At 65.1% G+C, this 23,822-nt stretch carries 25 protein-coding genes and 1 riboswitch; of the genes, 11 read left to right on the top strand and 14 right to left on the bottom strand.

Annotated features, from left to right (window positions below):
• Nucleotides 1–7 precede the first annotated feature (7 nt).
• Together HWX53_RS13415 and HWX53_RS13410 are read right to left on the bottom strand one after the other, a co-directional pair.
• The gene (locus HWX53_RS13415) at nucleotides 8–550 is read right to left on the bottom strand and encodes a cytochrome b (protein WP_175941533.1); all 543 of its coding nucleotides are present in this window, start codon (nucleotides 548–550) and stop codon (nucleotides 8–10) included.
• Complete coding sequence (locus HWX53_RS13410; RefSeq protein ID WP_175942411.1) at nucleotides 537–1,592, bottom strand: catalase family peroxidase; 1,056 nt, start codon at nucleotides 1,590–1,592, stop codon at nucleotides 537–539. Before HWX53_RS13410 ends, HWX53_RS13415 begins: the two co-directional genes overlap by 14 nt.
• 180 nt (nucleotides 1,593–1,772) lie before the next feature.
• Between HWX53_RS13410 and HWX53_RS13405 the strand changes: the two genes are divergently transcribed.
• The 5 genes from HWX53_RS13405 to HWX53_RS13385 all read left to right on the top strand — a co-directional run bounded on the left by HWX53_RS13405 (nucleotide 1,773) and on the right by HWX53_RS13385 (nucleotide 5,795).
• Complete coding sequence (locus HWX53_RS13405) at nucleotides 1,773–2,084, top strand: DUF4148 domain-containing protein (protein ID WP_175941531.1); 312 nt, start codon at nucleotides 1,773–1,775, stop codon at nucleotides 2,082–2,084.
• 82 nt (nucleotides 2,085–2,166) lie between these two features.
• A complete protein-coding gene (locus HWX53_RS13400) occupies nucleotides 2,167–2,862 on the top strand; it encodes a transcriptional regulator (protein WP_175941530.1) in 696 nt (231 codons plus the stop codon).
• Nucleotides 2,863–2,890: 28 nt separating this feature from the next.
• The gene (locus tag HWX53_RS13395; RefSeq protein WP_175941528.1) at nucleotides 2,891–3,409 is read left to right on the top strand and encodes a sigma-70 family RNA polymerase sigma factor; all 519 of its coding nucleotides are present in this window, start codon (nucleotides 2,891–2,893) and stop codon (nucleotides 3,407–3,409) included.
• Entirely contained in the window at nucleotides 3,406–4,290 is an 885-nt protein-coding gene (locus HWX53_RS13390; RefSeq protein ID WP_175941526.1) for an anti-sigma factor, read from the top strand. The genes HWX53_RS13395 and HWX53_RS13390 overlap by 4 nt, the downstream gene beginning before the upstream one ends.
• A 116-nt stretch (nucleotides 4,291–4,406) precedes the next feature.
• Nucleotides 4,407–5,795, top strand: coding sequence for an FAD-binding oxidoreductase (locus tag HWX53_RS13385; RefSeq protein WP_175941524.1), 1,389 nt, complete (start codon nucleotides 4,407–4,409; stop codon nucleotides 5,793–5,795).
• Nucleotides 5,796–6,134: 339 nt separating this feature from the next.
• On the opposite strand, the gene HWX53_RS13380 is transcribed toward HWX53_RS13385, so the two are convergent.
• From HWX53_RS13380 to HWX53_RS13370, 3 genes are all read right to left on the bottom strand, one after another.
• Nucleotides 6,135–7,979 carry a glycoside hydrolase family 15 protein gene (locus HWX53_RS13380; protein WP_244140100.1) on the bottom strand — a complete coding sequence of 615 codons (1,845 nt, stop codon included), beginning with the start codon at nucleotides 7,977–7,979 and terminating at the stop codon, nucleotides 6,135–6,137.
• Between the two features lie 97 nt (nucleotides 7,980–8,076).
• Nucleotides 8,077–8,307, bottom strand: a complete 231-nt coding sequence (locus tag HWX53_RS13375) for a hypothetical protein (RefSeq protein ID WP_175941520.1) — start codon at nucleotides 8,305–8,307, stop codon at nucleotides 8,077–8,079.
• Between the two features lie 162 nt (nucleotides 8,308–8,469).
• Entirely contained in the window at nucleotides 8,470–9,342 is an 873-nt protein-coding gene (locus tag HWX53_RS13370; RefSeq protein ID WP_175941517.1) for a neutral zinc metallopeptidase, read from the bottom strand.
• Nucleotides 9,343–9,746: 404 nt separating this feature from the next.
• Here HWX53_RS13370 and HWX53_RS13365 point away from each other — a divergent pair, with 404 nt between their 5' ends.
• From HWX53_RS13365 to HWX53_RS13355, 3 genes are read left to right on the top strand one after another with little or no spacing between them, the layout of a single operon-like run.
• Entirely contained in the window at nucleotides 9,747–11,153 is a 1,407-nt protein-coding gene (locus tag HWX53_RS13365) for a cytochrome ubiquinol oxidase subunit I (protein WP_175941515.1), read from the top strand.
• A 2-nt stretch (nucleotides 11,154–11,155) separates the two neighbouring features.
• A complete protein-coding gene (gene cydB, locus HWX53_RS13360) occupies nucleotides 11,156–12,157 on the top strand; it encodes a cytochrome d ubiquinol oxidase subunit II (RefSeq protein WP_175941512.1) in 1,002 nt (333 codons plus the stop codon).
• Entirely contained in the window at nucleotides 12,135–12,296 is a 162-nt protein-coding gene (locus HWX53_RS13355) for a hypothetical protein (protein ID WP_175940670.1), read from the top strand. The genes cydB and HWX53_RS13355 overlap by 23 nt, the downstream gene beginning before the upstream one ends.
• A 24-nt stretch (nucleotides 12,297–12,320) precedes the next feature.
• On the opposite strand, the gene HWX53_RS13350 is transcribed toward HWX53_RS13355, so the two are convergent.
• Both HWX53_RS13350 and mnmH read right to left on the bottom strand, forming a co-directional pair.
• Entirely contained in the window at nucleotides 12,321–13,370 is a 1,050-nt protein-coding gene (locus HWX53_RS13350; protein ID WP_175941509.1) for a permease, read from the bottom strand.
• Nucleotides 13,371–13,398: 28 nt separating this feature from the next.
• Entirely contained in the window at nucleotides 13,399–14,466 is a 1,068-nt protein-coding gene (mnmH, locus tag HWX53_RS13345; protein WP_175941506.1) for a tRNA 2-selenouridine(34) synthase MnmH, read from the bottom strand.
• Nucleotides 14,467–14,609: 143 nt separating this feature from the next.
• Between mnmH and HWX53_RS13340 the strand changes: the two genes are divergently transcribed.
• Together HWX53_RS13340 and eutC are read left to right on the top strand one after the other, a co-directional pair.
• Entirely contained in the window at nucleotides 14,610–15,998 is a 1,389-nt protein-coding gene (locus tag HWX53_RS13340; protein WP_175941504.1) for an ethanolamine ammonia-lyase subunit EutB, read from the top strand.
• Entirely contained in the window at nucleotides 15,899–16,798 is a 900-nt protein-coding gene (gene eutC / locus HWX53_RS13335) for an ethanolamine ammonia-lyase subunit EutC (protein WP_279612494.1), read from the top strand. Before HWX53_RS13340 ends, eutC begins: the two co-directional genes overlap by 100 nt.
• 36 nt (nucleotides 16,799–16,834) lie before the next feature.
• On the opposite strand, the gene HWX53_RS13330 is transcribed toward eutC, so the two are convergent.
• Nucleotides 16,835–17,008, bottom strand: coding sequence for a DUF1328 domain-containing protein (locus HWX53_RS13330; protein ID WP_159833772.1), 174 nt, complete (start codon nucleotides 17,006–17,008; stop codon nucleotides 16,835–16,837).
• A gap of 143 nt (nucleotides 17,009–17,151) precedes the next feature.
• Nucleotides 17,152–18,300, bottom strand: coding sequence for an OpgC domain-containing protein (locus tag HWX53_RS13325; RefSeq protein ID WP_175941499.1), 1,149 nt, complete (start codon nucleotides 18,298–18,300; stop codon nucleotides 17,152–17,154).
• 283 nt (nucleotides 18,301–18,583) lie between these two features.
• On the opposite strand from HWX53_RS13325, the gene HWX53_RS13320 reads away from it, so the two are divergent.
• A complete protein-coding gene (locus HWX53_RS13320) occupies nucleotides 18,584–19,351 on the top strand; it encodes a TerC family protein (protein WP_175941497.1) in 768 nt (255 codons plus the stop codon).
• Between the two features lie 3 nt (nucleotides 19,352–19,354).
• Here HWX53_RS13320 and HWX53_RS13315 read toward each other — a convergent pair whose 3' ends face one another.
• Genes HWX53_RS13315 through cbiE form a run of 5 tightly spaced genes read right to left on the bottom strand, consistent with a single transcriptional unit; the run spans nucleotide 19,355 to nucleotide 23,542 of the window.
• The gene (locus HWX53_RS13315) at nucleotides 19,355–19,759 is read right to left on the bottom strand and encodes a DUF4186 domain-containing protein (protein ID WP_175941495.1); all 405 of its coding nucleotides are present in this window, start codon (nucleotides 19,757–19,759) and stop codon (nucleotides 19,355–19,357) included.
• Between the two features lie 6 nt (nucleotides 19,760–19,765).
• Entirely contained in the window at nucleotides 19,766–20,491 is a 726-nt protein-coding gene (gene cobM, locus HWX53_RS13310; protein ID WP_175941492.1) for a precorrin-4 C(11)-methyltransferase, read from the bottom strand.
• A 1-nt stretch (nucleotide 20,492) separates the two neighbouring features.
• Complete coding sequence (locus tag HWX53_RS13305) at nucleotides 20,493–21,221, bottom strand: cobalt-precorrin-6A reductase (protein WP_175941479.1); 729 nt, start codon at nucleotides 21,219–21,221, stop codon at nucleotides 20,493–20,495.
• Nucleotides 21,218–22,315: a cobalt-precorrin-5B (C(1))-methyltransferase gene (locus HWX53_RS13300; RefSeq protein WP_175941476.1), complete on the bottom strand. Its 1,098-nt coding sequence runs from the start codon at nucleotides 22,313–22,315 to the stop codon at nucleotides 21,218–21,220. The genes HWX53_RS13305 and HWX53_RS13300 overlap by 4 nt, the downstream gene beginning before the upstream one ends.
• 18 nt (nucleotides 22,316–22,333) lie before the next feature.
• Nucleotides 22,334–23,542 carry a precorrin-6y C5,15-methyltransferase (decarboxylating) subunit CbiE gene (gene cbiE, locus HWX53_RS13295; protein WP_175941474.1) on the bottom strand — a complete coding sequence of 403 codons (1,209 nt, stop codon included), beginning with the start codon at nucleotides 23,540–23,542 and terminating at the stop codon, nucleotides 22,334–22,336.
• An 84-nt stretch (nucleotides 23,543–23,626) separates the two neighbouring features.
• Nucleotides 23,627–23,815: riboswitch (cobalamin riboswitch) on the top strand.
• The last annotated feature ends 7 nt before the right edge of the window (nucleotides 23,816–23,822 follow it).

Genomic DNA, 23,822 nt, shown 5'->3' with positions numbered 1-23,822 from the left:
AGGTCCGTCATCGGCCGCTGCGCGCCATGCTCGCGAGCACGCCGTCGCGACGAATCAGCCCATGAAACAGGGCCGCGGCGAAGTGCATCACGAAGGTCGCGAACAACAGCAGCGCGAGGTACGTGTGCGCGCTTCTCAGCAACGCATAGAGACGCACGTTCACCGGTGCGATCGGCGGAAGATGTACGCCGCCCAGCATGACGATCGGAAATCCGCCTGCGGATAGCATCGACCATCCGACGAGCGGCATCGCGAAAAGCAGCCCATAGAACAGCCAGTGCGAGCCATGCGCGATGCGTTGCTGCCAACGCGGCATGTCGTCGGGGAGGGCGGGCGTGCGGTGCGTCATGCGTACGGCAAGACGCAGCACCGTGAGCACAAGAATCACGATGCCGAGAGGGCGATGTATCGCGATGAACGTCTGATGCCACGACGATAGCGTCGCGACCATGCCGACACCGATGAATAACATGGCGATCACGAGGACCGCCATGAGCCAGTGAATCCAGCGCGCCGCCGGACTGAAGTGGTTCGCGTCAGTGCGCTTCATGATGCGCCTCCTCATGCGTTCTGCGGTTGAACGAAACGGAATAGGCGGACGAACGCGCCGCGAGCAAAGGATCGTCCGAGACCATGAGCCCAGCGGGCAACACGGTCGGGTCGAAGTTGATGTCGCGGCAAGCGCCGTCGGCTTGCGGGCTCTCGCGGTCGATCACGAGCGTGCCCGCGTCGATATGCTTCCGGTCGTCAGACCATGCCTTGGTCGCGTCGTTCGTGACGTCGCCCGGTTGCGCGACGGTCAGGATCAGGTGCCACCGTTGCGGGCCGTGAGCGAGGCGATTTCTCAGTTCGTCGTCGAGGAAGTCGTGACGCGCGGCGTCACTTTGCGATACAGCCTCGTAGTTGCCTTCAGGCACGAGGGACCAGCGCACCGCATGCGTAACGCCCGAAGCGTCGCTCGCTCGAAACGCGTTGATGCCGTAGTAGGCGGCATTCGCGAAGCTCGATGATGGCGCGTGCGCCTTGACCCAATCGCGGAAAGGCCGGGTTTCAGGATGTGCCGCAAAGAACGCGGCGAGCTTCGCTGGATCGGGCTTGCCGGTCTTCGGATCGGGACGGGATGCGACCAGTTGCTCATAGAACCCCTGCGCACTGTTCACGATAAACACAGGAGTACTGTTCATCGCGGTGCGCCACTGCTCGCCATCGCGCAGCCGGAATTCGAGGGCGAGGCTGCGCACGGGGTTGCCCGAATCGCTGACGAACGGATTGGGGCCCGGTATCGCGAACCGGCTTGTCACCGGCGTGCGCTCCCGCCTGAACACTTCGGCACGGGAAAGCGATGACGCGTTGCCATTGCCGTCGAACCAGCCTTCGACGCATACGCCTTTCGCATGATTGCGCCGGTATCCCGCATGCACGCCGCTCACGCTTTCGAGTGTGTCGACGATCTTGGTCGAAGTCAGCCTGTGCGTGTCGCCGATGCCCGCCACGTAGGCGAACGCAGTGCCGATGGCGAGCACGCTGCCGCCGATGACCACCAGTTTCGCGAGGTCGCGTACATGTCGCCTTGGACTCCGCAAGAGTCTCATCAGTGAGAAAGGTGCCTGTTTCATGGTGTTTCGCTCGCTGTTCGATGGATCAGTGACGCGAACACAAATGCTTGCCTCGTTATTCCAGCAACGTGTCGATTGAATTCTTTGGAATAGACCGGCTCCGCGGACGGTTTGCCTTCATGCAAGCCCAATGAATTCTTTCTCAAGGAGTCGAACATGAACATCGCCAAAGTATTCGCCGTTTCCGCCGCACTCGTCGTCTCGACGGCCGCATTCGCGCAAGGTCTGACGCGCGACGAAGTGCGCGCGCAACTCGTGCAGGCCGAGCAGAACGGCTCGCGTCTCGTGACCGATGCCTCGTATCCGGACATCAGCCCTATCTATCAGAACCAGACAGCGCGCACGAAAACGCCGGAGAGCGGCGCTTACGGCGGCATGAAGACCGCGTCGGGCGCGGGAAGTGCGTCGATGAGCCCGTCCGATTGCGTGGGCCCTTACAGCTTCTGCCACATCTATGCGGGCTCGTGATCGCCACAAAAAATTCGACGCTTGCGGGAATAAACGCCTCGCAACGTTGTTAGCCATCTGAAGACGACTCAGCGCAACGAACGTGGACCCGCACTCCGACACCCCCCTTTCCGAAGCCGACGTACAGGCCTTCGCCGACGGCCTGCTCGCGTCGGAACGGGCCGCGTCGCTGCATGCCTACCTCGCTCGCCGGCCCGAGGAAGCGCGCAGAGTGGCGTTCTATGATCGGCTCAATGCGCACTTGCGCGAGATGTTCAGCGACGAACACAGCGCCCGGCAAACGAGTCATCGGCGGCCGGGCGCGCGGTTGCGACTGTGGGCAGCCATTGCCGGTTGCCTTTCGCTCGTGATCGCCGCGATCTGGGCCACCGTGCGCCTACCGGACGCAGCATTGGAACGCGCAGCCGTGTCCGCTTTGGCGATTCAGTCGGCGGCGCCAGCGCGCGCGGCGAGCATCGCGGACGCGCCCGATCTTTCATCGGCGGGCTTTCATGCCGTCGATGCGACGAACGTCACGCTCGGGGCATTTTCGACCGTGAAGGTGTTCGCGTATCGCAACGAGAGAAATCAGCCGCTCGTGCTGCTCTCGACGTGTGCGCCGCCGTCGTTCATGCGCGCGACGTGGCACGCGCATAGAATCGGAACAGCGCGTCTTATCGAATGGATATCGACATCGGGCGTTCGCACGGTGGTCGGAGCTCGCGCCGGCACGCCGGGGCTCATGCGTGCCGCCGAAGTGTCGATGGCTCGTCAGAACATGCAATGGAATGAACGATGAACGCAAGATTGCCCCGCGAGGTGCGCCGATGAGCGTGCGCGAACAACTCATGGATCATCTGCCGCGCTTGCGTCGTTATGCTCGCGCGTTGATCCGCAATCAGGAACTCGCCGACGATCTCGTGCAGGACACGCTGGAACGCGCGCTCAGGCACACGGACAAGTTTCAGTCGGGCACCGATCTGCGCGCGTGGCTCTTTACGATCATGCATAACGTCTTCGCAAATCAGACGAGACGCGCGGATGCACGCGCGGTGCATGTTTCGGTCGACGACGATCCTCTCGACGAAAGCCAGTTCGCGGTGGCAAGCCGGGACACGCAATCGCTCGAAATGCGAGACCTCGATTACGCGTTGCAACGGCTGCCGGTCGAACAGCGTCAGGTGGTGCTGCTGGTCGGCCTCGAAGAGATGTCGTATGCGGAAGTGGCCCTCGCGCTCGAGATTCCGGTCGGCACGGTCATGTCGCGGCTATCGCGTGGACGGGAAAGGTTACGCGCGCTTATGGCGGGCAAGCAGGAAGGCGTGCAACTGAAGGTGGTGCGATGAACAAACAAACGACTTCCATCAGCGAAGAGGAAATCCAGGGCTATGTCGATGGCGTGCTCGCCGAGCACCGGCGCGAAGAGATCGATCGGCTGCTGGAGACCGATCCTGCGCTCGCAAGCCGCGTCAGCGATTACTTCGCGCTGAGCGGCATGCTTCACGATCGCTTCGATCGCGTATTGCAAGAACCGTTGTCAGAGCGTTTGACGCGCGTGCTGGATGCGGCCGATGCCAGCACCACGCGCACCGCAAAGGCGAACGCCGGCCGAGGTCCCGCGGCGAACTGGCCGAAGTATGCGGGCATGGCGGCGGCGCTCGTGCTCGGCATAGGCATTGGCGTGGCCGGCATGATGAGTCCGCCTGCGCGCGACATGCTCGCGTCCGGCGACGACAACGCGTCGCTTCGTCATGCGAGCCTGACGAAGGACGAGTCGTTCGCGCGGCAATCCGCAATCGCGTATGTCACGTATGCGCCGATGGTGACGCGCCCCGTCGAGGTCGGCGCGGACCAGGAAGAAGAGCTCGTCAAGTGGCTGTCGAACCGGCTCGGCACCGACGTGCATGCGCCCGTGCTCACGCGCGTGGGGTTCAATCTGATGGGCGGACGGTTATTGCCCGGCGACGAAGGCCCGATTGCGCAATTCATGTATCACGACGCCAAGGGCGAGCGCATCACGCTCAACGTGTCGCATCGCAAGGTGAGCACGGACGTCACTGCGTTCAAGCTCTATCAGGATGGCTCTGTCAACGTGTTCTATTGGGTCGATGGCGATTTCGGCTATGCGGTGTCGGGTGCGATCCCGCGTCCGCAATTGCTCGCCGTGTCGCACGACGTGTACGAACAATTGACCGCGAGAAACGGGCAGGGCGCGGCTGCGCGATGACGCAGTGCAAGGCGCATACGCTCGCGCGCTTGCCGTCGCGGCCCGGTGCGGTATATGGTGACGAAGGCGCGCATTCGATCAAGCGACGCCGCAACGCACACGGAGACACGCAGCACATGACGGCAACAGAAGCAATACGCGCTTTGCGCGAGACTCTCGGCGCGGAAGTGGTCGCGCTTCCAGAAGAATTCGGCGACCGGCGCGTCGTGGACTGGAGCGGACTGCCCGGCGAGATTCCGCTTGCGCTCATTCGTCCGCGCACGACGGAAGAAGTGGCACAAGCGCTTTCCATTTGCTCGCGCTTTCGGCAGCCCGTGGTCACGCAAGGCGGATTGACGGGACTCGTCGGCGGCGCGAATGCGCGCGGCGGCGAAGTGGCGCTGAGTCTGGATCGCATGAATCGCATCGTCGAGATCGACGAAGTGTCCGGCACGATGACGGTCGAAGCCGGGACCGCGTTGCAGACCGTGCAGGAAGCGGCGAGCGCGGCGGGCTTCTACTTTCCGCTCGATTTGGGCGCACGCGGCAGTTGTTCGATCGGCGGCAATCTCGCGACGAACGCGGGCGGCAATCGCGTCATCAAGTACGGCATGATGCGCGATCAGGTGCTCGGGCTGGAAGCGGTGCTGGCAAGCGGTGCCATCGTCGGCGATCTCAACAAGATGATCAAGAACAACAGCGGCTACGACTTGCGGCATCTTCTGATCGGAAGCGAAGGCACGCTTGCCGTCATCACGCGCGTCGTGCTGCGTCTGCGTCCGAAGCCGACTGCGACGGCGACCGCATGGTGCGGCTTGCCCGACTTCAACGCGGTGACCACGCTGCTCGCGCGTTCGCAGGCGAGGCTGGCGTCGGGCGTGTCCGCATTCGAGGTCATGTGGGCCGGCTATCACGATGCGGTGCTCGCCAACTTGCCGCAGCTGCGCGCGCCGCTCGGTTCAGCGCATCCGTTCTACGTCTTGCTCGAAAGCGTCGGGACCGATCCGGCGCGCCACGGCGAAGCGTTCGAGGAGTTTCTGGGCGCGATGCTGGAAGAAGGCATCGTGACGGACGCGGCGATTGCGTCGTCGGAAGCGCATGCGCTCGCGTTCTGGGCGATCCGCGATGCGCCCGGCGAGTATCAGCGGTTCATACCGAACCACGCCGCCTACGACGTGAGCTTTTCCATCGCGCAGGTCGGCGAGGCTGCCGCGCGCTGCGAGGCGCGTCTGCGCGAACACTGGCCGCAGTCGCTCGTCATGATTTACGGGCATCTGGGCGACGGGAACATCCATATCGTCGTGGACGTGCCGGGCATGGGCAAGCACGACCATGACGATATCGACCGCGTCATTTACGACGTCACGCGCGAGTTGAACGGGTCGATATCGGCCGAGCACGGCATCGGCGTCAAGAAGCGAGCGTTCCTTTCGCAAAGCCGTCGAGAGACGGACATCGACGCGATGCGTGCGATCAAGAGCGCGCTCGATCCACTCAGGCTGTTGAATCCGGGCAAAGTCGTTTAGGCGTTCGTTGGCTGGCGGGTTGGCTTCGGTCCTGTACGAACTGGGCGAACACGTCGCCCGCTGCGGATCCGTCGAATGAGCCGATCGCGCCGCCCGAGCGCGAGCCGAACCGGACGCTCGGCGCGCCGCCGGATGTGAATCCGGCGGGCCCGGGCGCGTCGCCGGCGCAAGAGAGTTCGTTCGGCGCGTCGGAGCCGATGCCGCCAGGGGGAATGAGCCGGCCGCTTTCGGCAGAATGCTTCACGGGCGCGGCGAAGTCTGTTTTGGGCGCTTACTGAAACATCGCTAATTTGTGTTATGTCAACTGACGCCCAGCGCCAAAGCGCTCACATCCCGCCCTCAAGTCCACGGCACATGCGTACGATCCAGATCCCGATCCAGCTGATACGCCGCGCTGATCAGCGCCAGATGCGTCAGCGCCTGCGGAAAATTGCCGAGGGCCGCGCCGTTGGTCGCCACTTCTTCCGAGAACAGCCCGAGATGGTTCGCATAGGCGAGCATCTTCTCGAACACGAGCCGCCCCTCGTCCACGCGGCCCGAGCGCGCGAGCGCCTCCGCATACCAGAACGAGCACGCGCTGAAGCCGCCTTCCATGCCGGGAAGACCGTCGAGCGTCGTGCCGCGCGTGTATCGGAACACCAGCGGATCGACGCGCAGATCGCGGCCGATCGCATCCAGCGTGCCGGTCCAGCGCGGATCTTTCGGGCCGATGAAACGCACGAGCGGCATCATCAACGCGGATGCATCGAGCGTCGATGAACCCGGCGTCTGCACGAACGACTGCAGCTCTTCGTTGAAGAACTGCTCGTGTATGTCGCGATGAATGTCGTCGCGCGTCTGAAACCATGTCGCGAGCGGCGCGGGAAGCGAGCGCTTCTGCGCAAGACGCAGCGCGCGATCCACCGTCACCCAGCACATCAGCCGCGAATGCAGCAGCGGCCGCTTGCCGTTGCGAAACTCCCATATGCCGTGGTCGGCCTCGCGCCAGTGCTCGACGACATAGTCGACGGTGCGCGTCACATGCCGCCAGCCTTGATACGAGATCGCCGCGCCATACTTGTTGTAGAGATAAACGGAATCGAGCAGCGCGCCATAGACATCGAGCTGGGTTTGTCCACGCGCGCCGTTGCCCACGACGAGCGTGCCCGGCGCCGATTCGCCGAGCGCCGAGAGTTGCGTTTCTTCGGGCGCGGGCTCGCCGTCCACTGCATACATCACGGCAAGCGATCCGTCCGAACTGCAATCGCGATTGCGCTCGGCAATCCAGCGCATGAAGCGCTCGGCCTCGCCCGTATAGCCGAGACGCAAAAGCGCATAAACGGAGAACGCGGCGTCGCGAATCCACGTGTAGCGATAGTCCCACCGGCGCGAGCCGTCCTGCGCTTCGGGCAAACCGAACGTCGGCGCCGCCACAATCGCGCCATGTTCGTCCGAACTCAGCAGCTTGAGCGTCAGCGCGGAACGAAGCACGACTTCGCGGTATCGTCCGCGATACGTCGAGCGCGACGACCACTCTTTCCAGAAAGCGATCGTCTCCTGCAACATGCCGTCGAACTTCTCTTTGGTGTCGAGCTTCGGCATGTCGTCGACCGCGCCAAGCGCGAAGCAGGCCGAGTCGCCCTCTTTCATGTCGAGCGTCGCGCGCACGGCATCATGCTCGATGGAAAGCGGCACGCTCGCGCGCAGTACAAGCGGCGTGCCGTTGTCGGCTCTCGTGAATTGCACGCCCTTCTCTACCGCATGTGCCGTGTGCGCGACGCGCGCGTAGTCGAAGCGCGGATCGCACCGGACATCCAATGTCATGCGGCCGTACACGATGCGCACGATGCGCATCACGCAATTCGGCACCGCATCCACGCGCGCTTCGGACGACGGCACGGGCATCAGGTCCAGCAACTCGCAGACGCCCTCGCCCGTCATAAAGCGCGTGAGCAGCACGTTCGTCTCGGGCAGATACATCTGCTTGACGTTGGCATCCGGATCGCGCGGGGAAATCGCGAAAGAGCCACCATGCTCGTCGTCGAGCAGCGCCGCGAACAGCGTGGGCGAATCGACGCGCGGAAAGCACATGAAGTCGATCGTGCCGCGCACCGAAACCAGCGCCGCCGTCTTCATGTTGCCGATGATGCCGCGCGCATCGACAGGCAGGACGGCGGGCGGAATCTGCTGCGATGGATGGCCCAAGGATATGCTCCGGCTTGAAGTTTCAAGCCGGTGAGCAAGGCGCATTCCCGTGATTTGTCGCGTCCAGGACAAAGGGTCGACGCGACGATGTTCGAGCCTAACGCGCTGCGGTTGCGTCGCTGGGAGCGGAGACGGGCTGCATCGGCGCTGCGGTGAAGGCGGCGTCGCTCGCGTGCATGTCTTGGGTTGCGATGGCGTCGTGCGTCGCGGGCGTGTCGATGCTGGCGTGATGCGACGACCTGCCGAAGCTCGCGATATAGAGCGTCACCGCGACGGCCACGCCCACGAGCACCGCGACTACGGCCACGCCCGATGACTTGCGCTTCATCTCATCCCCATTTCGTGTTGACGTGCCAAGGTAGCATCGATGAGCGACGCGCACGGTGTGGCGACGCGCATTCGCTCGCCCGGAAATTTGTTGGGGTCCGCAGGAGGAGAATCAATTCGCAAGGCGTTCTGTGCCGTTTCAGGCAGAATTTCACTCACCCCGCTACAACCCCTGCGCCGAAAACGTATCGCACTGCCTAACATCGCCCGTCGACAACCCTCGCCGCAGCCAACGCTGCCGCTGCGCGCTCGTTCCGTGCGTGAACGCTTCCGGCACCACGCGCCCTTGCGTCTCCTGCTGCAAGCGATCGTCCCCGATCGCGCCGGCCGCGTTCAGGCCCTGCTCGAAGTCGCCCGGTTCGATGAGCTTCGCATTGTCCCGTTGCGCCACAGCCGCCCAGACGCCGGCGAAGCAATCCGCCTGCAATTCGACGCGCACGGACAACGCATTCGCCTGCTCACGCGACATCCGCGCCCGCGCCTGGTCAACTTTGTCTGAGATGCCGAGCACGTTCTGAACGTGATGCCCCACCTCATGCGCGATGACATAAGCCTGAGCGAAGTCGCCGCCCGCGCCGAAACGGTCACGCAACTCGCGGTAGAACGACAAATCGATATAAACCTTGCGGTCGGCCGGACAATAGAACGGCCCCATTGCCGCCTGGCCCATGCCGCAGGCCGTCTGCGTGCCGCCCGAGAACAGCACGAGCTTTGGCGCCGGATAGTCCTGATTGAACTGCGTGCGGAAGATGTGCTCCCACGTGCGTTCCGTATTGCCAAGGACGCGGCGCACGAAGACCGCGCCTGGATCGTTCGCCGGCGGCGCGTCGCTCGGCGCGGCCTGGCGTTGCGGCGCATTGCCGTGCAGGACCTGCGCGCCGTTGATGATCGTCATCGGATTGATGCCGAAAAAGTACGACGCCGCCAGCGCGACGATGATCGTCCCAATCCCGATCGAGCCGCCGCCAATGCTGAACCCGCCCGATCCGCGCCGGTCTTCGACGTTCTGACTTTCCGCTTCATCATCGAGGCGCATGTTGCTTTCTCCGTTTAGTTGGCGCGTCGCGCGCTGCTCATAAAGCGATTATCGTACCCGCGCCGGCGCCCTTCTCTACACGGCCGGTAAGTCAACGTTCGTCCGCCTATTTCCGAAGGCAACGCGTTGCCGAATGTCGCGGGAAGCGCTTGATGCAGTGCGGTCGATTGTCGCGACGATGCCTGCTTGCGTCCTCCATGCCGGTCGCGCCCGCTATCTCGAAAACCTCGCAATATCAAGCAAATAGACGCGTTACTACGTCGAAACTGCGGCATTTCCGCGCAAGCCGGCTTTGCTGACGCAGCGCAACACCTCGCGCGATTCAGCGCTACGCTCTGCCCGTTACCAACGCAAACCGAAACACGGCCGACCTGGCCAAGACACGCTACGTAGCAGACGTCATCATGCAATCGACTCCTGAAGCACTCGATCTGGCGCGGATACAGTTCGCGTTCACCGTATCGTTTCACATCATCTTTCCGGCGCTGTCCATCGGGCTCGCGAGCTTCATCGCCGTGCTCGAAGGCGCATGGCTCAAAACCGGCAAACCGGTCTACAAGGAACTGTGCCTTTTCTGGTCGAAGGTCTTCGCGGTCGCCTTCGGCATGGGCGTGGTGTCGGGCGTCGTCATGGCGTACGAATTCGGCACCAACTGGGGCGGCTTCTCCAGCTTCGCGGGTCCCATCACCGGCCCGCTGCTGACCTACGAAGTGATGACCGCGTTCTTCCTCGAAGCAGGCTTCCTCGGCATCATGCTGTTCGGATGGAACAAGGTCGGCCCGAAGGCGCACTTCGGCGCGACGCTGATGGTCGCCATCGGCACGCTCATCTCCACGTTCTGGATTCTCGCCTCCAATAGCTGGATGCAGACGCCGCAAGGCTTTCGCATCGAGGGCGATCACGTGGTGCCGGTCGACTGGTTCGCGATCATCTTCAACCCTTCGTTTCCGTATCGGCTCGCGCACATGGCGATTGCCGCGTTCATCGTGGCGGCGCTCGTCGTCGCGGCAACGGGCGCATGGCATCTGCTGAAAGGCCGGCGCGATCCCGCGATCAAGAAGACCTTCTCGATGGCGCTGTGGCTGCTGCTCGCGCTGACGCCGATTCAGGCGCTCGTCGGCGACGCGCACGGCCTGAACACGCGCGAATATCAGCCGGCCAAGATCGCGGCGATAGAAGGCATCTGGGACACGGAGAAAGGCGGCACGGCGCTGAACGTGTTCGGCATTCCGGACATGCAGGCAGAAACGACGAAGTACGCGGTTCAGATTCCGCATCTCGGCAGCCTGATCCTCACGCATAGCTGGAACGGCGAAATTCGCGGCCTGAAGTCTTTTCCGAAGGATGAACGCCCCAACTCGACCATCGTGTTCTGGAGTTTTCGCGTGATGGCGGGCCTCGGCGTGCTGATGATCGTGATGTCGGTTGCCGGGTGGCTGCTGCATCGCAAGCGCAAGCTGTTCGACGCGCGCTGGTTTCATCGCTTCGCGCTCGTCATGGGGCCGACCGGCTTCATCACGCTGCTCGCGGGCTGGGTCACGACCGAAGCCGGTCGCCAGCCCTGGGTGGTGTACGGCGTGATGCGCACGGCCGATGCCGTCTCGCCCGTGACGGCGCAGCAGGTGGGCGTGTCGCTGCTCGCGTTCGTGGTCGTGTACACGATCGTCTTCGGCACGGGCATCTACTACCTGCTGAAGCTGCTGCGGCACGGCCCCGCACTGCCGGGCGAGACGCCGCACGCGCCGGCTTCCTCGGCGGGAACCGCCCGCCGCCCCCTTTCGTTGCCCAATCAGTCCATCGAAGGAGCATGACCATGGACCTCACACTCGCCTGGGCCGCGATCATCGCGCTCGGTCTTCTCATGTACGTGGTGCTCGACGGCTTCGACCTCGGCATCGGCATTCTCTTTCCGTTCTTTCCGGACCCGCACGACCGCGACGTGATGATGAACACCGTCGCGCCCGTCTGGGACGGCAACGAGACATGGCTCGTGCTCGGCGGCGCGGGCCTGTTCGCCGCGTTCCCGATGGTCTATTCGACCGTGCTCTCGGCGCTTTATCTGCCGCTCGTGCTCATGCTCGTTTGCCTGATTTTCCGGGGCGTGTCGTTCGAGATTCGCGCGAAGGCGTCGCGCACCAAGCCAATGTGGGATCTCGCGTTCATCGGCGGCTCGGCGGGCGCGACGTTCTTTCAGGGTGTGGCGCTGGGCGCGTTCCTCGACGGCATTCCGGTCGCGGACGGCCGCTTTTCCGGCGATGCCTTCGGCTGGTTCACGCCGTTTTCCATGTTCACGGGTGGCGCGCTCGTCGTCACATATGCGTTGCTGGGCGCGTGCTGGCTGATCGCGAAGACCGAAGGCGACTTGCAGCGGCGCATGTACCGCGTCGTGTGGCCGTTGACGCTGCTGCAACTCGCGACGATCGCCGTCGTCAGCGTGTGGACGCCGTTGCTCGATGCGAGCATCGCGTCGCGCTGGTTCGATTCGCCGCTTTTCTATCGCATGCTGCCGGTGCCGATACTCGTCCTTGCGTGCGCCTGGGCGATGCGGCGGTCCATCTTGTCGCGCCACGAAAAGCGGCCGTTCGCCGTCGCGCTCGGCTTCGTGGTGCTGGGCTACGCGGGACTGGTCGCGAGCATCTCGCCGAACGACATTTTCCCCGGCGTGTCGATCTGGGATGCGGCGTCGCCGCGGTCGAGCCAGCTATTCACGATTGTCGGCGCGGCGGTGATTCTGCCGGTCATCATCGCGTACACGACGCTGGGCTATTGGGTATTCAGAGGAAAGGTGCGTCATGGCGAACATCACTACCACTGAGCGCGGCGGCGAGACTGCAATGACGCGCGCGACGAAGCTGTTCTGGTTCGTCGCGCTGTGGATGGCGGGCGTCGGCGGCGCGATGCTGCTCGCGCTGCCGTTCAAGCTGTTGATTCGGCTCGGGACGGCGATTCATTGAACCGCGAGTCCGTTGCGGCGGACGTCAGAAGAACGCCGCCGCAATCGTGCCTGCGACGACGCCGAACCCCACCACCGCCCCCGCGACGAACGCAAGCACGCGCGGCGGAAACGAGCGGGCGAGCATCGCCATCGACGGCACGCTCACGGGCGGCAGCGTCATCAGCAGCGCGCCCGCCGGGCCGGCCGCCATGCCGAGCGACAGCATCGCCTGGATAATGGGCACTTCGCCCGCCGTCGGAATGACGAACAGCGTGCCGGCCACCGCGAACGCGACGATCCACAGCGCGCCGTTACCGATATCCGGCCCGATATGCGGAAAGAGCCACGCCCGCGCCGCGCCAAGCAGCAGCACCAGCACGATGTACTCGGGCACGAGCCGCAGCGTCATGCGCCCGAGAATCTTGATCCAGCGCGAGAACGCAGTGCCCGGCTCGTCTTCTTCGATCAGCTTCGCGAGCGCCTCGCGCGATGCCGTCGCCTGCGCGGGCGTCACCATGCGGTTCACCGCGTAGCCGAGGCCGAACACCATCAACACGCCGAGCACCAGCCGCAGGCCGGTCCACTGCCAGCCGAGCACGAAGCCCATGAATACCAGCGCCGCCGGATTGAGCACCGTGTTGCCGAGCCAGAACGCGATCGCCGCGCCCGGCGCCGCCTGACGCGCGCGCAGGCCCGCGACGACCGGCGCCGCGCAGCACGTGCACATCATGCCGGGCAAGGACATCAGTCCGCCGTTGATCACGCTGCCGAAGCTATGCTGGCCGAGCGCGCGCGCGACCCATTGCGGCGGGATCAGCGCCTGCACCGCCGAGCCCAGCAACAGGCCGAGCACCATCGCCTGCCAGATGGCCTTGCCGTAGGCCATCGCGTAATCGAGCGCGGCCTGCCACGACGGCTCCGGCGCGCTCGCGGACGCGCCCATCAAAATCGACTTGCCGATGGAATGCTGGCTCGCCGCGACAAACGCGCGGTTGTAGTACGGGAACCATTTGACATAGAAAAGGCCCGCGACGGCGATCAGCAGGAACACCAGCCAGCCGAGCGCGACGCGGGGTTGTCGAAGCGTGGTCATATTCTTGGTCGAATCGAAAAAAGAAAATTCAGCCGAGCGCAGGCGTCGTCTCGGACAGCTGCGCAAGCAGCGCCTTCGCCTGATCGACGCTGTCGGCATCGTTCGGACGAAACAGCATATGCGCCGCGTGCGGCAACTGCGTGTAGAGCGCGCGGCTGCTGCGGCCGTACGCCGGATCGTAATGGCGGTCGATCAGCTCGGCGAACAGCGCGGCGCGCTCGCCTTCGTCGATAAGCCGATGCCAATGTTCCACGCGCTCACGACTATGCAGCGCGACGAGCTTCGACAACTGCGCCTTGAAGAACGCGGGTTCGTCGAAAAGATGCGCGTAGTCCTGCAACAAAAATGCGATGCGGTCCTCGCGGCGCGCTTCCACTTCCACGCAGGCGGCGGCGTGCAGGCTGTCGAGCAGCGAGTCGGGCGTCGAGATGGAACCAATGCGCCGGCCTTCCGCCTCGATGAAAACGGGCTTGGCCGGATCGAAGCCGCGCAGCGTATGGACGAGCGCGGAATCGAATGCTTTCTGCGTCGGCTGCGCGTGCCCCGGCAGCGCGCCGAGCAGCGAGCCGCGATGCGCCGCCAGCCCTTCGAGGTCGAGCACCTGAGCGCCCGCTTGCGCGAGCGCGTGCAAGAGCCGGGTCTTGCCGCTGCCCGTGTGGCCGATCAGCACGATAAAGCGAGATTGCGCCGGCAACGCCGTTAGCCTGTCGAGCACGTCGCGCCGGTAGCTTTTGTAGCCGCCATCGAGTTGCCGCGCCTGCCAGCCGATCATGTTCAGCCACGTCGTCATGGAGCCGGAGCGCTTGCCGCCGCGCCAGCAATAGATGAGCGGCCGCCAGTTGCGCGGGCGGTCCGCGAAGATCGTGTCCAGATGACGCGCGATGTTGCGCGCGACCATCGCCGCGCCGACGCGCGTGGCCTCGAACGGCGACACCTGCTTGTACATGGTGCCGACGATCACGCGCTCCTCGTTTTCGAGCACCGGCGCGTTGATCGCGCCCGGAATGTGATCCTCGGCGAATTCGAGCGGCGTGCGGACATCGACGATTTCATCGAAATCCTGAAGACGGTCGATTGAAACGAGCAGGTTTTTCACGGAATTTGAGCGCAATTCGGCGGCGGCGAAGCCCGAAATTATCGCACGGGCAGCGAATTCGGTTTTGCGGCGGATTTTTGCGCGCGCCGCGATGCGGTTACAGTAAGGGCATCGCGAATCCGGTCATGCGGGCAGGAGAATCGATGGGCTATCAGGCAACTATCGGCGTGCGGCGCTACCGTTTCGACGACCTCAAGACGCTGCTCGCCCGCGCGAGCCCGCAGCGGTCGGGCGATGAACTCGCGGGCGTCGCGGCGGCCACGGAGGAAGAGCGCGTCGCCGCGAAGATGGCGCTCGCCGACCTGCCGTTGCGCGCATTTCTCGATGAGCCCCTCATTCCCTATGAAACGGACGAGGTCACGCGGCTGATCGTCGATACGCACGACGCCGCCGCGTTCGCGCGCATCGCGCATCTGACGGTCGGCGAATTCCGCGAATGGCTGCTGTCGGATGCGACCGACACCGCCGCGCTCGAAGCCGTTCAAATGGGCCTGACGCCCGAAATGGCCGCCGCCGTCTCCAAGCTCATGCGCAATCAGGATCTGATTCTCGCCGCCAGAAAGCGCCCGGTCGTCACGCGCTTTCGGACGACCATCGGCTTGCCGGGCCGGCTGTCGGTGCGCCTGCAGCCGAATCACCCGACGGACGATCCGAAGGGCATCGCGGCCTCCATGCTCGACGGCCTCTTTTACGGCTGCGGCGATGCCGTGATCGGCGTGAATCCGGCCTCCGATTCGCCCGCGGACATTGCCGCGCTGCTCACGATGATGGACGACTTCCGCCAGCGTTACGACGTGCCGATGCAGTCGTGCGTCCTCACGCATGTGACCAACACGCTCGCGGCGATCGAGCACGGCGCGCCCGTCGATCTCGTGTTCCAGTCGATCGCGGGCACGGAGCGCGCCAACGCGAGCTTCGGCGTGTCGCTCGCGCTGTTGCAGGAAGCGCACGACGCGGCGCAATCGCTCGCGCGCGGGACCGTGGGCGACAACGTCATGTACTTCGAAACCGGTCAGGGCAGCGCGCTCTCCGCAAACGCGCATCATGGCGTCGACCAGCAGACCTGCGAGGCGCGCGCCTATGCGGTCGCGCGACACTTCCGGCCGCTCCTGACGAATACGGTGGTCGGATTCATCGGCCCGGAGTATCTGTACGACGGGCGGCAGATCATCCGCGCGGGCCTCGAAGACCACTTCTGCGGCAAGCTGCTCGGCGTGCCGATGGGCTGCGACATCTGCTACACCAATCATGCGCAGGCCGATCAGGACGATATGGACACGCTTCTGACGCTGCTCGGCGTCGCGAACGTCAATTTCATCATGGGCGTGCCCGGCGCGGACGACGTGATGCTCAACTATCAGAGCACCTCTTTCCACGACGCGCTCTACGTGCGCCGCGTGCTGAACCTGAAGCGCGCGCCTGAATTCGAGGCGTGGCTCGCGCGCATGCGGGTCACGGATGCGCACGGCGCGCTGCTTCCGCATTCGTCGGGCGCAGTGCGACAACCGCTCCTCGACTGGATCGACTCATGACCGACGACGCCACGCCAAGCCCGGTCGACGCCGACCCGTGGGACGCGCTCAGGCAGTTCACGAACGCGCGGATCGCGCTCGGGCGCGCGGGCGACAGTCTGCCGACAGCGCCGCTTCTCGCCTTTCAACTGGCGCACGCGCAGGCGCGCGACGCGGTGCATCAGCCGCTCGACACCGCATCGCTCGGCGAAGCGCTGCGGGCAGCCGGCTTTGCGACGCTCGAAGTGGCGAGCGCCGCGCCGGATCGCGATCACTATCTGCGTCGGCCTGACATGGGCCGCATGCTCGACGACGCCAGCGCCGCGCGCCTCTCCGCATACGAAGCCGAGCACGGCGATGCGCCCGATATCGTGTTCGTCGCCGCCGATGGCCTGTCCGCGTTCGCTGCCCAGCGCCACGTCGCGCCGCTGTTGTTCAGGCTGCGCGCCATGCTCGACGGCTGGAACATCGGCCCCGTGGTCATCGCGACGCAGGCGCGTGTCGCGCTGGGCGACAGCATCGGTGAGCTTTTACGGGCGCGGATCGGCGTGGTGATGATCGGCGAGCGGCCGGGCCTCAGTTCACCCGACAGCCTGGGGCTTTACGTCACCTATGAGCCACGCGCCGGGCGTATGGACGCCGAGCGCAACTGCATTTCGAACGTGCGCCCCGAAGGACTCGGCTACGATGCCGCCGCGTTCAAGCTGCACTGGCTGCTGAACGAAGCGCGGCGGCTCGGGCTGACGGGCGTCGGATTGAAAGACCGCAGCGGTGCGCTGCCGTTGCCTGCGGACGTAGGGCGGATTGAGGGCGAACGCTGAGCGCGGTTTGTCGCGCTCGCGTACAAACGCGCCCCGTCAAAGCACCAGCGACCCCGCCGAAATCGCGACGACCAGGAAAATCACGAACAGCACGAGGAAGATGAAGAAACAGATCTTGGCGATACCGGCCGCGCCTGAGGAAACGCGTCCGAAACCGAAGAAGCCGGCGATGACCGAGATGACCGCGAAGAGAATAGCGAGCTTGAGCATGGACGAGCCTTTTTTGTTGTGAACAGCAGGCTCCTTGCAAGCCTCATGCCCCGCCGATTAACGGGCGTCGATGCGTAAGACCGTTAGTTGCAAAACAGCGTCCAAAAAAGGCACCGTCAAACGGCGGTGCCTTCTTGTCAAACTCAGCGCACGCCGCGCACCGGATTCTCCGCTGCGGCAACCGCAGCCGCGCTCGCCGCACGAACGCGCGTCCGCATGCCGAGCCAGTTCGCCACCGGCTGGCGCAAGCGCGGCACGGAAAGCAGCGCCATGATGGCAACCGCGTCGCCGACCAAACCGGCCGGCACGTTCACGAGCCCGTCCGTGAAGGTGAAAAGAATCGAATCGACCACGAGCGAAATCACCGCGCCCGCGACGAAGGACACCATGCCGTCGCGCCCTACCGCCCCTATCCACGGCAAACGGCTGGCGACGGCCTTCACCACGCCGTACCTCGCAAGGTTCGTGGCGATCCACGCGATCGCGAGAAAATTGACGACGCGCGCGCCCGCCAGGTCGCGCTTGAACGCGCTGTCGAGCACAGGAGGCAGCACGAGCAGCTTGTAATACGCCATGCCGACGATCACCGCGAGCGCGGCGGCGCTGATGGTCCAGCCGAAGCGATGCGACGCCACGCGCTGATAGACCGGCTGGCAGCGCGCGAGCACGCCGAGCGTGAACATCAGTTGCCAGGCGGCGGGATTGAAGTCCCAGAGGTTATCGTCGACGGACGGCATATATTCGCCGATGCCGGGCGCGAACGACCACAGCGCGAGACTCAGGCCGAGCAGCACCCACGGCTTCGTGCGCGCGAGCGGCAACACGAGCGGCACCGCCAGCGCGAACAACGCGTACATCGGCAGGACGGCGGCCAGATACGGCTGGCGCTCGAACGTCAGAATCTGCGCAATCGACGTCACCGGTGCCGCCGTCAGCGTGTCGAGGTCGTGCAGGACGAGATTCGGCGCGTGACCATAGAACGGTCGCAGCAGGAAGGTGGCGACGAGCATCAGCGCGGCCGTGATCAGAAACGCGCGGTAGATCTCGAACGCCCGCCGCACGAAACGCAGCCCCGCAGCGCGCTCCGACCCGCGCTGAGCGAGAGACGCGTAAGCGGTCGCAGTGGCGAAGCCGCCGAGAAACACGAAGACCTCGGCGGCGTCGTTCAGCGCAAACGCGTGCAACGTGAAGTGCGACAGCACGCTGCCGCCGATATGATCGACGACAATGATCAAGAGTACGAGCCCCCGGAAGAAGTCGAGCTCGACGAGGCGTTTGGATTGTCCGGACATGCGGCGTGACCGTGTGTGCTGCAGAGTGCAGTAGGTGGACGGAGAGCGGCTCGACAGCGGCCGCATCGAAGCATTGGAGTTTACCCGCATTCGTTGCGGCGCATCATCGGAACAGGAGGACTTTTCCGCCCTAGTTCGCTTATTTGTCGGATTTCGACGGCAAAGTTACCGTTGGAGCGAAGTTCTGCGGAACCAAGCGCCGACGAAGGTTTCAAATAGCTTTCATAATAACGGCTGCACCGGCTAAGATCACGCCTCTTCCCTCCTACGAATAACGCATCGCATGGACTACATCGCCGCCCTTCTCACCGACCCCGCCGCCTGGGCGGCCCTCGCGACGCTCGTCGTGATGGAAGTCGTGCTCGGCATCGACAACCTCATCTTCATTTCGATCCTCACCAACAAGCTGCCAGCCGAGCACCGGGCGCGCACGCAGCGCATCGGCATCGGGCTCGCGCTCGTGATGCGGCTCGGCCTGCTCGGCACCGTCGCGCTGATCGTGCGGCTCACCGCGCCGATCTTCGAAGCGTTCGGCCACGGCTTCTCATGGCGCGATCTGATTCTGATTGCCGGCGGCGTGTTCCTCGTGTGGAAAGCCACGAGCGAGATTCATCATCACGTCACGCACGACGCCGAGGACCACGCCGGGCCCGCATCCGGCGCGCGGCTCACGCCGTTGTCGGCCATCGGCCAGATTCTGCTGCTCGATCTCGTCTTTTCCATCGACAGCATCGTGACTGCGGTCGGCATGACGGAGCACATTCCGATCATGTTCGTCGCGGTCATCGCGGCGGTTTCCGTGATGCTGTTTGCGGCAGGGCCGCTCTCGCGCTTCATCGAACGCAATCCGACCATCGTGATGCTCGCGCTCGGCTTTTTGCTGGTGATCGGCATGACGCTGATCGCGGAAGGCTTTGGCACCCACGTACCGAAGGGCTACATCTACGCCGCGATGGCGTTCTCCGCGCTCGTCGAAGGACTGAACATGCTGGCGCGCCGCGCGACCAGCAAGCGCCGCGTTGCGGTGTCGCGCGAGCAGAAGCCGCACTGAGCGTCAGAAGGGCAACTCGCGCTGCGGGTTGTCCTCGGTTGTCTCAGCGGCAGGCGGCATCGGCTGCGCGCGCAGCCATCGCTCGATGGCATCGACCACATGCCGGCGCTCCGCATCGTCGAGCACTTTTCCCGCCGCGATGCCGTGCCATTTGGCGAGACAGGTCCGGCAGCACGTTGCCGTCGCATGCTGCGCGATGAACACGGGATGCCCGCGAAACGGCGTCTGCTTGCCGTCGTTGAGCGGCGCCTGCGGCGCGAGCCGTTTCGCGATCAATTCATGCGCTTGCGCGACCACCGTTTCCATGCCGCGCTCGCGCAGATAGCGACCTTCGCGCACGCCGAGCGCGAATCGCCGGCGAAACGCGGATTTCGCGAGCGCATCGAATACGGCGTCGAGATCGCGCATGGACGCTCAGTCCTTCGCGTAGAGCGTCGAATCGGCGAAATCGCGCGCGTCGAGCACGCGGCCCACGAGAATCAGCGCCGTGCGCTCCATGCCCGATGCGCGCACTTTCTGCGCGATATCGACGAGCGTGCCCTGCACGCGTTCTTCGTCCGGCCAGCTTGCGCGGAAGATCACGGCAACCGGACAGTCGTCGCCGTAATGCGGCAACAGATCCGCGACGATGCGCTCGATATGCCGCACGCCGAGATGAATGGCGAGCGTTGCGCGATGACGCGCGAGGTCCGCGAGCGATTCGCCGGGCGGCATCGACGTTTTCGCCGCATAGCGCGTGAGGATCACCGTCTGCGAGATACCGGGCAGCGTTAGCTCGCGCCCCAGCGCCGCCGCCGATGCCGCCGTTGCCGTCACGCCCGGCACCACTTCATAAGGAGTCCCTACCATTTCCAGTCGACGAATCTGCTCGCCAATCGCGCCGTACAGCGACGGATCGCCCGAATGCACGCGCGCGACGTCCTCGCCATTCGCATGCGCTTGCTGCAACAATGCGACGATGGCATCGAGATCGAGTTCCGCCGTATTCACGACGCGATGCGCCCGATGCCCTTCGAGCACGCCTTCCGGCACGAGCGATCCCGCATACAGAATCACTGGGCACGCGCGAATCAGCCTTTGCCCTTTGACGGTGATGAGTTCCGGATCGCCCGGGCCCGCGCCGATGAAATAGACCGTCATGTCAGAGAGAGTCGAGAGCGAGCAGCGCATGAAGCGCGCTCGCGGGGTCGTCGAATTCGCGGTCTGCTTCGGGCAGCAGCGGCCGCGCGAGCATCACCACGGGTAAGTGCCGTTCACGCGCCACCGCGAGCTTCGCCTCGGTCGCCTTGCCGCCGCTGTTCTTGCTGATGACCACATCGATCCGAGCCGCGTCGAACAAGGCGCGCTCGCCGTCGATATCGAACGGACCGCGCGCATCGAGAATGCTGGCGCCCGCCGTCCCTTCGTGCGCACCGAGACAGCGAATGGTCCAGTGCTGCGACGCGGGGATCTCGTCGAGATGCTTGAGCGGCTCGCGTCCGAGCGTAAACAGCGGCCGGCGAAACGGCGCGATACGTTCGACGATGCCGCGCCAGCCAGCCGCATCGCGCCAGTCGTCGCCGGGCTGCGGCTGCCACGCGGCCCGGCGCACGGCCCAGAGCGGCACATTCGCCAGCGTGCAGGCTTCGCGCGCATGGCGGCTCATTTGCGCGGCATACGGATGCGTCGCGTCGATGACGAGCGTGATCCGTTCAGCATGCAGATAATCAATGAGACCCGCCACGCCGCCGAAGCCGCCCACGCGCACGGCACAGGCGAGATCCGTCGGCACGCGAGCGAGTCCCGCGAGACTGTAGACATGCGGCTCGCCCAAGTTTCGCGCGATGGCGAGCGCGTCGCCCGTTCCGCCGAGCAGCAACGCGCGCGTCATGCGGCGCTCCCGACGATCACGCCTTGCCTGTCGATTGCAAACGTCTCGACGATCACGCCGCTCGGCACGGTATCGAGCGCCACGTCGCGGGCGCGTGCGCAGACGAGGTCGCCCAGCGCGATGCCTTCGGCGCGCGCCAGCTTCAGCGCTTCCTGACTCGTATTCGCCGCGCGGATGGCCGACTGAAGCGCCGCGCTCGCGCCCGCCTCCGCAGCCCAGCAGGCCAAGAGCGGCAAGTCGATGCTGGAACTGCGGCTATGCAGGTCCATGTGTCCCGCCGCGAGTTTGCTGAGTTTGCCGAAGCCGCCGCACAGACTGAGCTTCTCGACGGGCGCGCGACGCAGATGCTTGAGCACCGCGCCCGCGAAGTCGCCCATCTCGATCAACGCGATATCCGGCAAGCCGTAACGCGCGCGTATCGCGTCTTCGCTCTGATTGCCGGTGCAGGCCGCGATATGCCGCACGCCGTTCGCGCGGGCCACGTCGATGCCCTGATGAATCGACGCGATATACGCCGAACACGAAAACGGCCGGACGATGCCCGTGGTGCCGAGTATCGATAAGCCGCCCACGATGCCGAGCCGCGGGTTCATCGTCTTCTGCGCGAGCGCTTCGCCATGCTCGACGCCTATCGTCACATCGAAGCCGCCCGCATAGTCCGCGAGCGGCGCGAGCGCGAGGAGATGCTCGGTCATCATCTTGCGCGGCACGGGGTTGATGGCCGGCTCGCCGATGGCGAGCGCCAGGCCCGCCCGCGTCACCGTGCCCACGCCCGGTCCCGCGTGGAAGCGCACGCCCGTAGCCGCCGAGAGACGCACGCGCGCAAAGACGAGCGCGCCGTGCGTCACGTCCGGATCGTCGCCTGCATCTTTGATGACGCCCGCTTCCGCTGCATCGCGCATGCCGTCGACGAGGCGGCAGAATTCGAGCTTCATCGTGACGCGCTGGCCCTTCGGCAACACGATCTCCGCGCGATCGCTCATCTGCCCGGTCAGCAACAGACGCGCGGCTGCGAGACTCGTCGCGGTCGCGCAGCTTCCGGTCGTGTAGCCGCTTCTGAGCGGCGCCGGTTGTTCCGATGTCTCGTCACGCATGATGAGCGTCGAATGCGGTCAAGGCTTGCTCGCGCAGAGCAGCGTGATGGGCAACGCTTGTCGCCACGTATCGAAGCCGCCAAGCGGCTCCGCATGCGCCACGCCGATGCGCACAAGTTCACCGCCATGCCGCGCGCGCCAGTCGACGAGCGCCGCTTCGCTTTGCAGCGTGACCGCGTTCGCAATCAGCCGCCCGCCCTGACGCAGCCGCGACCAGCACGTATCGAGCACGCCCGGCACGGTCACGCCGCCGCCGATGAACACGACGTCGGGCGCGGGGAGGCCCGCGAGCGCGGCGGGCGCCTCGCCCTTGACGAGCTGGAGCGCGGGGACGCCGAGCGCATCGCGGTTATGTTCGATCAGACGCTGCCGGCCCTCGTTCGCTTCGATGGCGATGGCACGGCAGGACACATGCGCGCGCATCCATTCGATGCCGATCGACCCGCAGCCCGCGCCCACATCCCACAGCAGTTCGCGCGGCTGCGGCGCAAGGCGCGCGAGCGTGACGGCGCGCACATCGCGCTTGGTCAACTGGCCGTCGTGGCGATACGCGTCGTCGGGCAGGCCGGGCGTGAGCGGCGGACCGGCATGACCCGCATGCGTGCGGCATTCGATGGCCACGAGATTGAGCGACGCCACGAACGGGTCGCGCCAGTCGTCCGCGCGCTCGTCGATGCGGCGTTCGTGTGCGCCGCCGAGATGCTCGAACACGGTCATGCGGCTCGGGCCGAATCCATGCGCCGTCAAGAGCGAAGCGATCGCAGCGGGCGTCGCGCCGTCCGCGCTCAGGACAAGCAGGCGCTCGCCGCGAAACACATGCGCAAGCAGCGACGCAACGGGCCGCCCGACAAGCGACACGCAGCGCGCGTCCTGCAACGCCCAGTGCAAACGCGCAGCGGCGAGCGACAGCGACGAAGGCGCGGGAATCACGCGCATCTCGTCGACGGAAAGCTCGCGAGCGAGCGTCGCGCCGACGCCGAAGAACATGGGATCGCCGCTCGCGAGCACGCATACGGGCATGCCGCGCGTGCGCTCGGCGAGCACGGCATCGAGAGAAAACGGGCTGGGCCACGGCACGCGGCGCGCGGCGATGCCCGCGGGCAAGAGCGCAAGATGACGCTCGCCGCCGTGGACCGCGCCGGCCTCGACAAGCGCGCGTCGCGCCACGCGGCTCAGGCCCTGCCAGCCGTCCTCGCCGATGCCTACCACGGTCAGCCAGCTCGACATGGGGCGTGCCCTCCTTGCGGTTCGCGACGCGCTTCATGCGACGATGCCGTGCACGAAGCGTTCTGATGGTCGATAAAAGCGGGCATAATACATCGGTACGTCGGTGCCCAACGGTTCAACCCGCGGGCCTAACAGGGAACACAGCGAAACTGTGGCTGCCCCCGCAATTGTACGCAGCGAGTCCGCGCTCCACTGCCACTGGTTTATACCGGGAAGGCCGGCGCGGGCGCAGACCTGCCAGCCAAGAGACCTGCCGACTCACGCTTTCCACGCTATACAC

This window comes from Caballeronia sp. BCC1704, assembly GCF_902833455.1.
GTDB lineage: Bacteria > Pseudomonadota > Gammaproteobacteria > Burkholderiales > Burkholderiaceae > Caballeronia.
Note: the sequence above shows the minus strand (reverse complement) of the source record. Positions and strands in the feature narration are given on the sequence as shown.

Coding starts and splice junctions, on each gene's coding strand:
- HWX53_RS13415 (WP_175941533.1), bottom strand. CDS start 550: ATGAAGCGCACTGACGCGAACCACTTCAGTCCGGCGGCGCGCTGGATT.
- HWX53_RS13410 (WP_175942411.1), bottom strand. CDS start 1,592: ATGAGACTCTTGCGGAGTCCAAGGCGACATGTACGCGACCTCGCGAAA.
- HWX53_RS13405 (WP_175941531.1), top strand. CDS start 1,773: ATGAACATCGCCAAAGTATTCGCCGTTTCCGCCGCACTCGTCGTCTCG.
- HWX53_RS13395 (WP_175941528.1), top strand. CDS start 2,891: ATGAGCGTGCGCGAACAACTCATGGATCATCTGCCGCGCTTGCGTCGT.
- HWX53_RS13390 (WP_175941526.1), top strand. CDS start 3,406: ATGAACAAACAAACGACTTCCATCAGCGAAGAGGAAATCCAGGGCTAT.
- HWX53_RS13385 (WP_175941524.1), top strand. CDS start 4,407: ATGACGGCAACAGAAGCAATACGCGCTTTGCGCGAGACTCTCGGCGCG.
- HWX53_RS13375 (WP_175941520.1), bottom strand. CDS start 8,307: ATGAAGCGCAAGTCATCGGGCGTGGCCGTAGTCGCGGTGCTCGTGGGC.
- HWX53_RS13370 (WP_175941517.1), bottom strand. CDS start 9,342: ATGCGCCTCGATGATGAAGCGGAAAGTCAGAACGTCGAAGACCGGCGC.
- HWX53_RS13365 (WP_175941515.1), top strand. CDS start 9,747: ATGCAATCGACTCCTGAAGCACTCGATCTGGCGCGGATACAGTTCGCG.
- cydB (WP_175941512.1), top strand. CDS start 11,156: ATGGACCTCACACTCGCCTGGGCCGCGATCATCGCGCTCGGTCTTCTC.
- HWX53_RS13355 (WP_175940670.1), top strand. CDS start 12,135: ATGGCGAACATCACTACCACTGAGCGCGGCGGCGAGACTGCAATGACG.
- HWX53_RS13350 (WP_175941509.1), bottom strand. CDS start 13,370: ATGACCACGCTTCGACAACCCCGCGTCGCGCTCGGCTGGCTGGTGTTC.
- HWX53_RS13340 (WP_175941504.1), top strand. CDS start 14,610: ATGGGCTATCAGGCAACTATCGGCGTGCGGCGCTACCGTTTCGACGAC.
- HWX53_RS13330 (WP_159833772.1), bottom strand. CDS start 17,008: ATGCTCAAGCTCGCTATTCTCTTCGCGGTCATCTCGGTCATCGCCGGC.
- HWX53_RS13325 (WP_175941499.1), bottom strand. CDS start 18,300: ATGTCCGGACAATCCAAACGCCTCGTCGAGCTCGACTTCTTCCGGGGG.
- HWX53_RS13320 (WP_175941497.1), top strand. CDS start 18,584: ATGGACTACATCGCCGCCCTTCTCACCGACCCCGCCGCCTGGGCGGCC.
- HWX53_RS13315 (WP_175941495.1), bottom strand. CDS start 19,759: ATGCGCGATCTCGACGCCGTATTCGATGCGCTCGCGAAATCCGCGTTT.
- cobM (WP_175941492.1), bottom strand. CDS start 20,491: ATGACGGTCTATTTCATCGGCGCGGGCCCGGGCGATCCGGAACTCATC.
- HWX53_RS13305 (WP_175941479.1), bottom strand. CDS start 21,221: ATGACGCGCGCGTTGCTGCTCGGCGGAACGGGCGACGCGCTCGCCATC.
- HWX53_RS13300 (WP_175941476.1), bottom strand. CDS start 22,315: ATGCGTGACGAGACATCGGAACAACCGGCGCCGCTCAGAAGCGGCTAC.
- cbiE (WP_175941474.1), bottom strand. CDS start 23,542: ATGTCGAGCTGGCTGACCGTGGTAGGCATCGGCGAGGACGGCTGGCAG.